We start from the raw sequence: 14057 nt of genomic DNA, 5'->3' as shown, positions 1-14057 counted from the left end.
TGCTCTAGTCTCCCATGACGGCGGAGCGCATTACGGACACGAGGCCGTCCTCGTCGGGAAGCGGGACGCTCTGATCCCCGTGCCGGAAGATGCGGATCTGCCGCACCGCCTGGTGGAGGAGCATCTCCAGCCCGGAGAGGACCACGGAGTGGCTCCAGACGGCGGCGAGGGCGGACGGCCAGGGCGCGTAGGCGGCGTCCAGGAGCGCCCCGCCGTCCGACGCCAGGGCGGTCGCGATGTCGTGGTCGAGAGCCGTCCCGCTCGGCAGCGTCGCGATGGTGAGGTCCGTCGGCTTCGCGGCTTCGTCGAACGCCCGCACCTCGACATCGACACCGATGCGCACGCCGAGAGCGACGAGAGTCTCCGCGGCGGATCGGCGACGCGCGCGCAGATCGACCCGACGGGCGCCGAGCTCCGCGACGGCGACGAGGGCGGACGCCGCCGTCGCCCCGGCCCCGAGGATGCGCACCCCGTCCACCGCATCCACGCCCGCGGCTGCGAACGCATCCACGAGTCCGCCGACATCGGTGTTGAACCCCCGCCTCCCGTGCCCGTCGAGGAGGAGGGTGTTCACGGCGCCCGTCAGCTCGGCGTGCCGGTCGAGGGAGTCCGCCGCGCGGAAGGCCGGCTCTTTGAGGGGCATCGTCAGTGAGAGTCCCCGCCAGCTGTCGTCGAGCCCCTCGAGAGCCGTCGGAAAGGCGTCGGCGTCGACGCGACGGCGACCGTAGGTCCAGTCCAGTCCCAGCATCCGGTAGGCCGCGCCGTGCAGCTGGGGTGATCGGCTGTGGGCGATCGGGTCGCCCCAGACGGCGAGGCGCGTGCGGCCGCTCAGCCCGCGCACCCGTTGCTCGGGTTGCCGTTCGCCTTGCACCATGCCGCCCACTTCTTGATCGCCGCCTGATGTTCCTCGTAGGTCACCGAGAACACCGTGTCCCCCGTCTGCGGGTTGATCGTGACGAAGTAGAACCAGGGCCCGTCGGCGGGATGCATCGCCGCGGCGATCGCGGCGTCGCTGGGGCTGGCGATCGGGGTCGCCGGAAGTCCCTCGTGCACGTAGGTGTTCCAGGGGTTCGGATCGTGCTGCGCCTCGGCGGAGGTGCTGACCTTCCCCGCGTGGAGCTCGCCGAATCCGTACTGCGCCGTCGAGTCCATCTGCAGCTTCATGCCGTCGTCGAGACGGTTCTGGATCACGCGGGACACCTTCGCGAAGTCGGCCACCCGTCCCTCGCGCTGGATGATCGAGGCGATCGTCAGCACGCGCTGCGCCTCGGCCTCGGGCACGCTGGCCGCCGCGAGGGACTCACGGGTGCGGGCGACCATCTTCGCGATGACGTCCTTCGCGGTCACCCCGGGGTCGAAGGTGTAGATCGCGGGGAACAGCCAGCCCTCGAGGGTCTTGGCCTTCACCCCGTAGACGGCCGGGTTCGCGACCGCCGCCTTGAAATCGTCCAGCGGAAGGTCGAGGCTGGCGGCGATGTTCGGGAGCATCTGGTCGATCGTGCTGCCCTCCCCCACCGACGCGGTGTTCTCCATCCGGTTCTTCTTGTCGTCCAGAGCCGCGAGCGCCGCCTCGGCGGTCATCCCCTTCTGCAGCTTGTAGACCCCCGGATAGAACGTCACCGCGAGGTTCTTGGCGACGATCGTGTCGTAGAAGACCGAGGACGTCTTCGTCACGCCGGCGGCGTGGAGCGCCTTCGAGATGGACGACCCGTTGTCGCCCTCCTTGATCGTGACGAGCACTTCGCCGTGCGCCTGGCCGGCGGAATAGTCCTTCGGCTCGCCCCAGCCCATCACGTCGCTGATCTTGTCGCCGTAGGTGTTCCACACCCAGGTGACGCCGACCGCGATGCCCCCGCCCAGCACGAGCACGATGAGGAGCGCGATCAGGCACCCCTTGCCCCGCTTCTTGGGCTGCTCCCGGTGGGCCTCGGGAGCGAAGAGGTCGTGCAGTCCTCCCCCGTCGTCGCCGGAAGACGGGGTGGGGGCCGGGATCTCCGAGGGTGCCGCAGCGGCGACCGCCGGCAGCACGGACGTCGCGGGGGAAGGCTCGGATGCGTCCTCCCGCGGCTGCGGGTCGAACGGGAGGATCGACGGCTCCGCGGCGCTGGTCGGCCCGTCGCCCCCGGTCCGTCGCGCCTCGCGGGCCGCCCTCCGCGAACCGGCGGCCGGCTCGGCGGCCGCCTCCGGCAGCTGCGGCGCCGCGGTCGGGAGGTCGTCGAACAGATCGCCCAGGTCGTTCCGGGACTCGTTCGGGAGATCGGGTTCAGGCATTTCGGGGAGTCTCCTCGTGGGGGTCGAGCAGCTCACCGGTCGGGGCGCCGGTGCTCTTCTCGGTGTCGACCGCGTGCTGCAACAGCACCACGGCGGCGACCTGATCCACAATGCTACGAGACTTCTTCTGAGATCGTCCCGAAGACCGCAGAGCGGCGTGTGCCGTCACCGTGCTCAGCCTCTCGTCGACCAGGCGCACCGCCCGCCCCGTCCTGCTGCGCACCTCGGCGGCGAACTCCCTCGCGTCGGTCGTCGACGGCGTCTCCTCGCCGCGGAGATTGACCGGCAGGCCGACGACGACCTCCAGCGGGTCCCAGTCCGCGCAGAGCTCTGCCACGCGGTCGATCGAACGCTCGTCGCGCGGAACGGTCTCGACCGGGACGGCGAGCATCCCGTCGGGATCGCATCGCGCGACCCCGACCCTCGCCTTCCCGACGTCGATGCCGAGCCGGACTCCGCGACGGAACCCGCTCACGCGCTCCGGAGCTCCTCGACCACACCGCGCAGAGCGGCGTCGAGCGCCGACGGATCGGTGCCGCCGCCCTGCGCGACATCGTCCTTCCCGCCTCCCCCGCCGCCGAGCACTCCGGCTGCGAGCCGCACGAGCGCACCCGCCTTCGCGCCCGCCGCACGGGCCGCGTCGTTCGTCGCGACCACGACGATCGGGCGTCCGCCCGCGACGCCGCCGAGAGCGACGACCGCGGCCCCGGCGCCGAGGCGCTCACGCACGCTGAGAGCGAGGGTGCGGACGTCGTCGGCTGCGCCGACCTCGCCGAGGGAGGCCGAGACGACCGTGAGGCCGCCGACGGCCTGCGCCCCCTCGACGAGCGCCGGAACGCGTCCCTCGCGCTCCTTCGCCTCGAACTGCGCGATCCGCTTCTCCGCCGCCTTCAGACTGGCGGAGAGCTCTTCGATCCGCGCGGGGAGCTGCTCGCGCGGCGTCTTCAGGGCGGAGGTGAGCTGTGAAACGATCGTGCGCTCCGCCGCGAGCTCGCGGAAGGCGTCCTGGCCGACGAGGGCCTCGATCCGGCGGTTCGAGGCGCCGACCGACGACTCGCCGACGACGCTGACGAGACCGATCTCGGCGCTCGACGAGACATGGGTGCCCGCGCAGAGCTCACGCGACCAGGGACCGCCGATGTCGACCATGCGCACCACGGAGCCGTACTTCTCGCCGAACAGCGCCATCGCCCCCGCGGCCTTCGCCTCGTCGAGCGAGACGACGCGCGTGGTCACCTCGAGGGCGTCCTGCACGGCGCGGTTGGTGATCTCCTCGATCTCCGATCGCGTGTCAGACGACAGCGGCTGCGACCACGCGAAGTCGAACCGCATGTATCCGGCGCGGTTGAGCGAACCGGCCTGCGTCGCCGTCGGGCCGAGCGTGTCGCGCAGCGCGGCGTGCACGAGATGGGTCGCCGAGTGGGCCTGGCGGGCGGCACGGCGGTTCGCCGCGTCCACCACGGTCGTCGCGGCATCCCCGACGGCGACCATGCCGCTGGCGACCTGGACGGTGTGGCTGATGAGTCCCGGCACGGGACGCTGCACGTCGAGCACGTCGAGCTCGAACCCCGCACCGACGATGGCTCCCCTGTCCGCCACCTGGCCACCGGACTCGGCGTACAGGGTGGTCTCGGCGAGCACGACCTCGGCGACATCGCCCTCGGACGCGGTCTGAGCCGGCTTGCCGTCGACGAGGAGGCCGAGGACCCGAGAACCCGTCTCGAGCTGCTCGTATCCGAGGAACGCGGTCTCGCCCTGGGAGCGGAGGTCGCTGTAGACGGAGATGTCGGCCACCTGGCGCCGACGGTTCTTGGCGTCGGCCTTGGCCCGGGAGCGCTGCTCCTGCATCAGGGTGTCGAAGGCGGGGCGATCGACGTCGAGCCCGGCCTCCTCAGCGATCTCGAGGGTGAGGTCGATCGGGAAGCCGTAGGTGTCGTGCAGCAGGAACGCCTTGTCGCCGGCGAGGGTCTTCCCGCCCTGCTTCTTCGTGTCTCCGAGGGCGAGATCGAGGATGCTCGACCCCGACGCCAGCGTGCGGAGGAAGGTCTCCTCCTCGGCGTCGGCGAGGCCCGACAGCCGTGACCACTCGGTCTCCAGCACCGGGTACGCCGATTTCATGGCGTCGCGAGAGGCGGCGAAGAGCTCGGGGAACGTCGGGGCGTCGACACCCAGCAGCCGCATGGCACGGATCGTTCGGCGCATCAGACGGCGGAGGATGTAGCCGCGGCCCTCGTTCGACGGGCGGACGCCGTCGGAGAGCAGCATGAGCGAGGAGCGCACGTGATCCGCGATGACGCGGAAACGCACGTCGTCCTGCGGGTCGGCACCGTAGCGGCGACCCGAGATCTCCATCGCACGGTCGAGCACCGGACGGACCTGGTCGGTCTCGTACATGTTCTCGACGCCCTGCTTGAACATCGCGACGCGCTCGAGGCCCATGCCCGTGTCGATGTTCTTCTTGGGCAGCGGACCGGCGATGTCGAAGTCGACCTTCGACCTGACCTCGCTCAGCATCTCCTGCATGAACACGAGGTTCCAGATCTCGGTGAAGCGGTTGTCGTCGACGATCGGGCCGCCGTCCCGGCCGTAGGCCGGCCCACGGTCGATGTAGATCTCCGAGCAGGGGCCGCCGGGCCCCGGCTGGCCGGTGTGCCAGTAGTTGTCCTCCTTGCCCATGCGCTGGATGCGCTCGGCGGGGAGGCCGGCGATCTTCCGCCACAGGGCGGCGGCCTCGTCGTCGTCCTCGTAGACGGTGACCCAGATGTCGCGCTCCGCGAAGCCGAGTCCGCCATCGCCCTCCGACGCCGTCAGCAGCTCCCAGGCGTACTCGATGGCACCCTCTTTGAAATAGTCCCCGAAGGACCAGTTGCCGAGCATCTGGAAGAAGGTTCCGTGGCGGGCGGTCTTGCCCACCTCTTCGATGTCGTTGGTGCGGATGCACTTCTGCAGATCGGCGGCGCGGGAGAACGGCGCAGGGACCACGCCGGTCAGATAGGGCACGAACGGCACCATGCCCGCGATCGTGAACATCACGGTCGGGTTGTCGCTGACCAGCGAGGCCGACGGCACGATGGTGTGGTCGTTCTTCTCGAAGAACGAGAGGTAGCGCTGCGCGATGTCCGCAGTTTTCATAGGGGTCGTGAGTGTCCTTGCGTGAGAAAGCGGCGCGACGGTCGCGCGCCGTACGGTCCGATGCTCAGTCTTCGGCGCCGGGATCGGTCAGCCGCGCGTCCTCGGCACGATAGGCGTCGCCGACGAGCGAGGTGAACTCGGTGATCCGCGAATCGATGTCGGCGAGCAGCTCGTGACCGCGGGGATCCTTGTTCAGGAAGTGGGCGGCGACGAACCCGCCGATCACTCCGACCAGGAACCACAGCACGTTCTTCATGTCGTCATCCTTGCGCTCGGGCCGCGTGAGCGCGGCGTGTCCATCGTATGCGGTATCGCATCCGGATACGACGAGAGGCGCCGGGAACCCCCGACGCCTCTCGCAGCGTGAGCAGTCGGCTCAGCGAGCCGCGTAGTACTCGACGACCAGCTGCACCTCACAGGTCACGGGGACCTCGGCGCGCTTCGGACGACGGACCAGGCGGGCCTGCAGCTTGTCGAGCTCGACCTCGATGTAGCCCGGAACCGGGGGCAGGACCTCGGCGTGACCGCCGGCCGCTGCGACCTGGAAGGGCTCGAGCGCCTCGGTCTTGGCCTTGACGTGGATGAGCTGACCCGGCTTCACGCGGAACGACGGGCGGTCGACGATCTTGCCGTCGACGAGGATGTGGCGGTGCACGACCATCTGGCGGGCCTGCGCGGTGGTGCGGGCGAAGCCGGCGCGCAGCACGAGGGCGTCGAGACGCATCTCGAGCAGCTCGACCAGGTTCTCACCGGTCAGGCCGTCCTTGCGGCGGGCCTCGTTGAACGCGATGCGCAGCTGCTTCTCGCGGATGCCGTACTGCTCGCGCAGACGCTGCTTCTCACGCAGACGGACGGCGTAGTCGCTGTCGGCCTTGCGCTTCGTGCGGCCGTGCTCGCCCGGAGCGTAGGGACGCTTCTCGAGGTAGCGGGCGGCCTTCGGGGTGAGCGCCACGCCGAGGGCGCGGCTGAGACGGACCTTGCGGCGGTCCTGGGACTTCGTGACCACGAAGCATTCCTTCCATGACGCGGCCGTGTCTTTCACGGCTCGCGGGCGTATCTCCTCGACTCCCCCTCACCGATGCGCACGCCGGGGCGCGACGGAGAGGGATGCAGGAACGGAGGGATGCCCGAAAACTCAGTTTCGAGCCGATCCATGCTATCAGACCGGGCCGGCCGCTCAGTCGCGGGGGACACCGACCTTCTGCGCCTGCTCGTAGCCGCCGGCCCGCTCGTCCGGGCGAGAGGGGCCGCCGGCCGTCAGCCAGGCGATCGCCGCGGCGAGCAGGAGCACCGCCAGGGCCGTTCCCGGGGCGAGATACCCCTGGGTGAGCACCCATCCGACGCTCACCACGACGAGCGCGGTCGCGACGATCGCCGCCCACAGCGGCATCGCACGGTCGCGCTCCGCGGGCCATCTCCGCTCGACACGGGGCACGATCGCACAGAACACCGCGACGACGGCGGCGATGGCGAGCAGCCAGGGGATGCGCGTCCACCACCATTCGGGTGACAGCACGGGCGGGAAAGGCAGCCCGAAAGCGAGCTGCGCACCCACGACGACGGCCATCGCGACGGTGTGCCAGAGGTAGATCACCATCCCGAACATCCCCAGAGCGCCGATGACCACCAGGATCCCCCGCCGCTTCATCATCGCCCGGATCGCCGGCTGCAGGAGTGTGAACAGGTAGACCTGCGCGAGCCCGAGCAGCAGCAGGAGGACCGTCGGCGGGTTGAGGTTCACCAGCATGTCCGGGTCGTACCCCATCACGAAGACCGCGAAGAGCATCAGCGCGTAGGCGGCGATCGCGAGCAGGGCGAGCAGCCATCGCGGGCGGCGGCTGTACCACTGGTCGCGTACGCCGAAACCCAGCTGCTGCACGAAGAGCCAGACGAACAGCCAGTTCAGGGCGCCGATCGGGACGCGCGCGTAGCGGTCGAGCAGGTCGACCGCCACCGCGCAGCCCGCGAGCCCGAGGTAGGTCGGCCACGGCGCGCGACGGTGCAGCCATGCCGTCAGCGGCACGAACGAGGTGCAGATCGCATACACCGCGATGAACCAGAGCGGTTCGGCGAGACGGAACGCGAAGGTGCGGAGGAACTCCCGGTCGGCGCCGCACAGCGCCATCACGCCCAGGACGACGAGCACGCCGAGCATCGCCAGCAGCACCGGGCGCGCCAGCCGCAGGGCGCGGATTCGGATGTACTGCCCCGGTGTCTCTCCGCGCTGCCGGAGTCGCCGCCACGTCGTGATCCCCGCGAACCCGCCCGCGATGAAGAACGTCGGCATGATCATCCCGATCCAGGTGATCCACACCAGCGGCGACCAGTGCAGCAGTGCGTTGAACGCCCGTGGCGGGTCTCCGGCGATGCCCATCTGCAGCGCGTGCAGCAGCACGACGAGGGGCAGGCAGATCGCGCGCACGAAGTCGATCGACAGATCGCGATCGGCGGGGATGCGCGGCAGTTGTCGGCTCACGGGATCACTGTAGAGGGCGGACGCCGTCCGATCCGGTATTCCCTCGTCCGTCCTGCCCGGCGCTCAGCGGTCGCCGAGGATGCGCCGGATGCGCTCCAGACGCGCCGCCACGTCGCGCTCCGCGCCGAGCTGCTTCGGCTCGTAGTAGCGCCGCCCGTCGAGCTCGTCGGGAAGGTACTGCTGGGGCAGCACGCCGGCGTCGGTGTCGTGGGGGTAGCGATAGCCCTTGCCGTGCGCGAGCCTCTTCGCTCCCGGATAATGGGCGTCGCGGAGGTGGAGGGGGACGCGTCCGAACCCGCCGGCCCGGACATCGGCGATCGCCCGGTCGATCCCCAGATAGGCCGCGTTGGACTTGGCCGTCGTCGCCAGGTAGACCGTCGCCTCGGCCAGGGGGATGCGCCCCTCGGGCATGCCGATGAAGGCCACCGCGTCGGCGGCGGCGGTCGCGATGACCAGGCCCTGGGGGTCGGCCAGCCCGACATCCTCGGCGGCCGAGATCACGAGTCGTCGTGCGATGAAACGCGGGTCCTCCCCCGCCTCGATCATCCGCGCGAGATAGTGCAGCGCGGCGTCGGGATCCGAGCCGCGGATCGACTTGATGAACGCGCTGATGACGTCGTAGTGCTCGTCGCCCTGCCGGTCGTAGCGCAGCAGCGCACGGTCGACGGCCTGCGCGACGTCGTCCGCCGACACCGCCGGCGCCTCCTCGTCCTCCGCTGAAGAGAGCGCGACGGCCGCCGAGGCCTCGAGCCCGGTCAGGGCGCGACGACCGTCGCCCGAGGCCAGGCGGATGAGCGCGGCCCGCGCGGCGTCGTCCAGCACCACTGCGCCGGCCAGGCCGCGGGCATCCGTCACGGCACGGTCGATGAGCACGCCGATGTCGTCGTCGGTGAGCGGCTGCAGGGTGAGCAGCAGGGACCGGGAGAGCAGCGGCGAGATGACCGAGAAGGAGGGGTTCTCCGTGGTCGCGGCGATGAGGATCACCCAGCCGTTCTCCACGCCGGGCAGCAGCGCGTCCTGCTGCGCCTTGGTGAAGCGGTGGATCTCATCGAGGAACAGGATCGTCGTCTGTCCGTAGAGGTCGCGCTGGTTCACCGCTTCGGTCATCACCTCGCGGACGTCCTTCACACCCGCCGTGATCGCCGAGAGCTCGACGAAACGCCGCCCCGACGACCGAGCGATCGCCTGGGCGAGCGTGGTCTTCCCCGTACCCGGAGGCCCCCAGAGGATGATGGACACGGCGCCGGGCGCGGCCGCATCGGGATCTGCGAGCGCGACGATCGGGGATCCGGGCCGGAGGAGATGCTGCTGCCCCGCGACCTCGTCGAGCGACACCGGGCGCATCCGCACCGCCAGCGGCGTCTGGCCGGACATCAAGGGGGCGGACGAGGTCATGCATCCAGGCTAGTGCGGGCCGCGGACATCACCGGCGGTAGGCTCGCATGCGACACCGCCGATCGAAGGGACGGACCACGATGGCCTCACGCGGTTCCCAGAGCGCGCAGCGCGCCCGCATCGAAGCGGACCGCGCACGGAAGTACGCGGCTCGGACCGCCTGGCACGAGGGCCGCATCAAGCGGCGGGTCCGCGACAACGTCATCGCCGGTGTCGTCGGCGGTCTTCTCATCGTCGCCGCCGTGGTCAGCCAGGTCCTGCACGCGCAGTCGACGCAGCCGAAGCCGCTCCCCAGCCCCAGCGCGACCATGATGCGCGAGACGCCGGCCCCCAGCCCGACCTCCTCTCCCGACCCGAGCCCTTCGACCGCGCCGTAGAAGCCCACGCCCGTCCGCCCGAGCTCCGCGGGGTGTCGCCTTCTGCGCGCACCGCCCGAACCCCGCCGGTTGTAACCTTCTGCGCGCACTATAGGCTTGGGGGACGTCCTTTCCGCCTCCCGCGGTCCGTCCGCGCAAGGAGTTTCACCGTGTCCGAGCCTTCGAAGCCGACTCCCCCCGTTCCCGCACCCCCGCGCATCCCGATGCCGCCCAAGCTCACGGCGCAGCCCACGGCTCCGGCGGCCCCGGCCGTCGCGCCGGTGTCCTCCGACGCCGCCGAGTGGGGCCGCGTCGCCGAAGACGGCACCGTCGAGGTCCGCGAGGGCGAGGCCTGGCGCGCCGTCGGACAGTACCCGGACGGCACCCCGGAGGAGGCCCTCGCCTATTTCGCCCGCAAGTACGACGACCTCGCACTCCGCGCAGGCACCCTCGAGACCCGCGCACAGGGTGGCGGCGCTTCCGCGGCGGACCTGTCCAAGCAGGCCCGTCAGCTGATCACCGAGGCGACCGACGCCGCCGCGGTCGGCGACCTCGTCGGGCTCCGCACGCGCCTGGAGGACCTCGTCTCATCGCTGGCCGAGGCCACTGCGGCCGAGGCCCAGGCCGCGAAGGCGGCGGTCGACGCCGCGATCGCCGAGCGCACGCAGATCGTCGAGCAGGCCGAGCAGGTCGCCGCCCGCGATCTCGGCAAGGTGCAGTGGAAGCAGGTCACCGCTGAGATGACCGAGCTCTTCGACCGCTGGCAGGCGCATCAGCAGACCGGTCCGCGTCTGCCGAAGGGCGCGGCCCAGCAGCTCTGGAAGCGCTTCCGCGATGCGCGGTCGACGGTCGACAAGGCTCGTCGCGCCTTCTTCTCCGAGCTGGACGACACGCATCGCGCCGCCCGAGACGCGAAGGCCCGTCTCGTCGAGCGCGCCGAGGCACTCGCCCCGCGCGGTGTCGACGGCATCCCCGCCTACCGCAACCTCCTCGACGAGTGGAAGTCCGCGGGACGCGCCGGCCGGAAGGCGGACGACGCCCTGTGGGCCAAGTTCAAGGCCGCGGGCGATGCTCTCTACGCCGCGCGCGCCGAGCAGGCCGCCGCCGACGAGGCCGACTCCGCACCCAAGATCGAGGCCCGCGAGGCGCTGCTGGTCGAGGCGAAGGCCGTCGCCGACGAGGCCGACCTCAAGCGCGCCCGTGCTCTGCTCACGCGGATCCAGCGGCAGTGGGACGAGGTCGGTCGCATCTTCCCCCGCGACAAGGAGCGTGCTCTCGACGATCGTCTCCGCGCGATCGAGCAGGGACTCAAGTCCCGCGAGGATGTGGACTGGAAGCGCAACAACCCCGAGACCAAGGCGCGCGCCAACGACATGAGCTCGCAGCTGCTCGACGCGATCGAGAAGCTCGAGGCGGAGCTCGCCGCCGCGGAGAAGTCGGGCGATGCACGGGCCGTGAAGAAGGCCGCGGAGGCCCTCGAGGCCCGGCGCGCCTGGCTCAGCGCCCTCGGCGGCTGAGGCCTCCTCCCCGGTTATCCACAGTGTGCGGCCGGTGCTCCTCCTGAACGGGGCGCCGGCCGCACACTTGTCTCCATGCACCCCGCGCTGATCTACGCTCCCGGCCACCGCCTCTCCCTCACCGAGCTGAGCGCCGCGCGCCTCGATGGCCACGTGGTCGAGGTCGGCGAGGCCTACATGCCGGCCGACACCGTAGAAGGCGCGGACGCGCGCGCGTCATCTGTCGCACACCTGCTGTCCGCGGGCTCGGCGCTCTGCGGACCCTCGGCGGCGTGGATCCACGGAGCGGGTGACCGCCCTCCGGTGAGGCACCACCTGCGGCGGTGCGGCGCGAAGGGTCCCCGTCCCCGGCCCGGCGACCGCGTGATCGTGCACGAGCCCGGGTTCGCCGATGCCGATGTTCTCGACCTCGACGGCGTGCCCGTCGGCACGCGCGAGGCGACCGCGATCGAACTCGCACTCGCCGCACACCGCGACGCGGAGAGCGAGCACTGGCTGAAAGGCCTTCTCCTCGTCTCCCCCGGGCTCGCCTCGCGCACGGCGGAGGTCATCTCCGCACGCGGCCGCGTTCCGGGCAAGCGCCATGCGATGCTGCTGCTCGGCGAACTCGCCGCTCAGGAGGTCGTGACGCGGTAGACGTCGTAGACGGCGTCGATCCGCCGCACCGCGTTGAGCACCCGATCGAGATGCACGGCATCGCCCATCTCGAACACGAAGCGGCTGAGGGCCAAGCGCTCGTCGGTCGTGGAAACCGTGGCGGAGAGGATGTTCACGTGGTGCTCGCTGAGCACCCGGGTCACGTCGGAGAGCAGCCCCGAACGGTCGAGCGCCTCCACCTGGATCTGCACCCGGAACACACTCTTGGTCGTTGGCGCCCACTCGACCTCGACGAAACGGTCGGGGTCGGAGCCGAGGGCCTTCACGTTCACACAGTCGGAACGGTGCACGGAGACGCCGCTCCCCCGCGTCACGAAACCCACGATCGGATCGCCCGGCACCGGCGTGCAGCAGCGTGCGAGCTTCACCAGGATGTCGGCCGCGCCGCGCACCAGCACACCCGAGTCGCCCGCCCGGGCTTCGCGGGCCGGCGCGTGCCCGGGAAGGTCGATCGCCCCGGTGTTCGTGTCGTCGGCTGCGACGAGCGCGGTGACCTTCTCCAGCACCGACTGGGTCGAGATGTGCCCCTCGCCCACCGCGGCGTACAGCGCGGACACGTCCTCGTACCGCAGCTGCTGCGCGACCTGGGAGAACGAGTCCTGGCTCATCAAGCGCTGGAGGGGCAGGTTCTGGCGGCGCATGGCCCGCGCAATGGCCTCCTTGCCCTGCTCGATCGCCTCTTCGCGTCGTTCCTTGGTGAACCACCCGCGGATCTTGTTGCGCGCACGCGTGCTCTTCACGAACGAGAGCCAGTCCTGGCTGGGGCCCGCATCCGGGTTCTTCGAGGTGAACACCTCGACGACGTCGCCACTGCGCAGCTCGGTCTCGAGCGGCACGAGGCGGCCGTTCACCTTCGCCCCCATGGTGCGGTGGCCGATCTCGGTGTGCACCGCGTAGGCGAAGTCGACTGGCGTCGCGCCCGTCGGAAGCCCGATCACGCGCCCCTTCGGCGTGAAGACGTAGACCTCCTTCGCGCCGATCTCGAACCGCAGCGAGTCGAGGAACTCGCTCGGGTCGGCGGTCTCCGCCTGCCAGTCGGAGATGTGAGCGAGCCAGGCCATGTCCGTGTCGACCGGCTTCACGTCGGCCTTGCCGCCGTTCATCCGCTCCTTGTACATCCAGTGCGCCGCCACCCCGAACTCGGCCTGCTGGTGCATCTCGTGCGTGCGGATCTGGATCTCCACGGTGCGTCCGCCCGGGCCGATCACGGTCGTGTGCAGCGACTGGTACAGGTTGAACTTCGGCGTCGCGATGTAGTCCTTGAAGCGGCCGGGCAACGGCGTCCATCGTGCGTGGATGGCGCCCAGCACCGCGTAGCAGTCGCGCACGGAGCCGACCAGCACGCGGATGCCGATCAGGTCGTAGATGTCGTCGAACTCGCGACCGCGGACCACCATCTTCTGGTACACGGAGTACAGCTGCTTCGGACGCCCGACGACCTTGCCCCGGATGCGGAGGTCTCGCAGATCCTCGTCGATCGCCTCGACCACCTGCTGCAGGTACTTCTCGCGCTGCGGCGTGCGCTGCGCGATGAGGCTCGAGATCTCGGCGTAGATCTTCGGGTGCAGCACCGCGAAGGAGAGGTCCTCCAGCTCGCTCTTGATCGTCTGGATCCCGAGCCGATGCGCGAGGGGCGCGTAGATCTCGAGGGTCTCCTTCGCCTTGCGGGACGCCTTCTCCGGCGGCACGAAGCCCCAGGTGCGGGCGTTGTGCAGCCGGTCGGCGAGCTTGATGAGCAGCACGCGGATGTCCTTCGACATCGCGACGATCATCTTGCGCACCGTCTCGGCCTGGGCGCTCTCGCCGTACTTCACCTTGTCGAGCTTGGTGACGCCGTCGACCAGCATGGCCACTTCGTCTCCGAAGGTGTCCTGGAGCTCGCTCAGCGCATAGCCGGTGTCCTCCACGGTGTCGTGGAGCAGCGCGGCCGCGATCGCCCGGGGACCGAGACCCAGCTCGGCGAGGATCTGCGCCACGGCCAGGGGGTGCGTGATGTAGGGCTCGCCGCTCTGACGGAACTGCCCCTCGTGCTTCTCCTTCGCCACGGCGTAGGCGCGCTCGATGATGGGCAGGTCACCGCGCGGATGGTTCACCCGTACCGTGCGGATCAGGTTGTCGAGGTCGTTGACCCGTGGCGCGCGCGAGAAGATCCGGGGCACCAGCCAGCGCAGACTGGAACCCTGCGATGTCGCCTGCGGCTCCGCCATGCGTTCACACCTCCGAGTCTCACCATCTTACGCGCGGGAACCGCGG

12 protein-coding genes are annotated in these 14057 nt (G+C 70.4%); 3 read left to right on the top strand and 9 right to left on the bottom strand.

Annotated elements, in window-relative coordinates:
• Positions 1–4: 4 nt before the first annotated feature.
• The 8 genes from ABWO84_RS06335 to ABWO84_RS06300 all read right to left on the bottom strand — a co-directional run bounded on the left by ABWO84_RS06335 (position 5) and on the right by ABWO84_RS06300 (position 9274).
• Positions 5–874 (bottom strand): shikimate dehydrogenase family protein, encoded by an 870-nt coding sequence (locus ABWO84_RS06335; RefSeq protein ID WP_353113663.1) that lies wholly within the window; start codon positions 872–874, stop codon positions 5–7.
• Positions 829–2271 (bottom strand): endolytic transglycosylase MltG, encoded by a 1443-nt coding sequence (gene mltG, locus ABWO84_RS06330; protein WP_353113661.1) that lies wholly within the window; start codon positions 2269–2271, stop codon positions 829–831. Before mltG ends, ABWO84_RS06335 begins: the two co-directional genes overlap by 46 nt.
• Positions 2264–2746, bottom strand: coding sequence for a Holliday junction resolvase RuvX (gene ruvX, locus ABWO84_RS06325; protein ID WP_353113659.1), 483 nt, complete (start codon positions 2744–2746; stop codon positions 2264–2266). Before ruvX ends, mltG begins: the two co-directional genes overlap by 8 nt.
• Positions 2743–5403 carry an alanine--tRNA ligase gene (gene alaS / locus ABWO84_RS06320; protein WP_353113657.1) on the bottom strand — a complete coding sequence of 887 codons (2661 nt, stop codon included), beginning with the start codon at positions 5401–5403 and terminating at the stop codon, positions 2743–2745. Before alaS ends, ruvX begins: the two co-directional genes overlap by 4 nt.
• 64 nt (positions 5404–5467) lie before the next feature.
• Positions 5468–5659, bottom strand: a complete 192-nt coding sequence (locus tag ABWO84_RS06315) for a hypothetical protein (protein WP_353113655.1) — start codon at positions 5657–5659, stop codon at positions 5468–5470.
• 120 nt (positions 5660–5779) lie between these two features.
• On the bottom strand, positions 5780–6409 hold the full coding sequence (gene rpsD, locus ABWO84_RS06310) for a 30S ribosomal protein S4 (RefSeq protein WP_353113653.1): 630 nt from the start codon (positions 6407–6409) through the stop codon (positions 5780–5782).
• Between the two features lie 171 nt (positions 6410–6580).
• Positions 6581–7879: an acyltransferase family protein gene (locus ABWO84_RS06305; RefSeq protein WP_353113651.1), complete on the bottom strand. Its 1299-nt coding sequence runs from the start codon at positions 7877–7879 to the stop codon at positions 6581–6583.
• Between the two features lie 63 nt (positions 7880–7942).
• Positions 7943–9274 (bottom strand): replication-associated recombination protein A, encoded by a 1332-nt coding sequence (locus ABWO84_RS06300; protein ID WP_353113650.1) that lies wholly within the window; start codon positions 9272–9274, stop codon positions 7943–7945.
• An 80-nt stretch (positions 9275–9354) separates the two neighbouring features.
• Between ABWO84_RS06300 and ABWO84_RS06295 the strand changes: the two genes are divergently transcribed.
• The 3 genes from ABWO84_RS06295 (at position 9355) to ABWO84_RS06285 (ending at position 11783) form a co-directional block, all read left to right on the top strand.
• On the top strand, positions 9355–9651 hold the full coding sequence (locus ABWO84_RS06295; RefSeq protein ID WP_353113648.1) for a hypothetical protein: 297 nt from the start codon (positions 9355–9357) through the stop codon (positions 9649–9651).
• Between the two features lie 203 nt (positions 9652–9854).
• A complete protein-coding gene (locus ABWO84_RS06290; protein WP_353113768.1) occupies positions 9855–11147 on the top strand; it encodes a DUF349 domain-containing protein in 1293 nt (430 codons plus the stop codon).
• A gap of 75 nt (positions 11148–11222) precedes the next feature.
• Complete coding sequence (locus tag ABWO84_RS06285; RefSeq protein WP_353113646.1) at positions 11223–11783, top strand: type IV toxin-antitoxin system AbiEi family antitoxin; 561 nt, start codon at positions 11223–11225, stop codon at positions 11781–11783.
• Here the strand turns inward: ABWO84_RS06285 and ABWO84_RS06280 are convergent.
• On the bottom strand, positions 11762–14011 hold the full coding sequence (locus tag ABWO84_RS06280; protein ID WP_353113645.1) for a RelA/SpoT family protein: 2250 nt from the start codon (positions 14009–14011) through the stop codon (positions 11762–11764). The two genes, ABWO84_RS06285 and ABWO84_RS06280, sit on opposite strands and share 22 nt — an antisense overlap.
• Positions 14012–14057: the final 46 nt, after the last annotated feature.

Origin of the sequence: Microbacterium sp. (assembly GCF_040394595.1) — a bacterium.
Taxonomy (GTDB): Bacteria; Actinomycetota; Actinomycetes; order Actinomycetales; family Microbacteriaceae; genus Microbacterium.
This window is presented reverse-complemented; position numbering and strand designations above follow the sequence as displayed.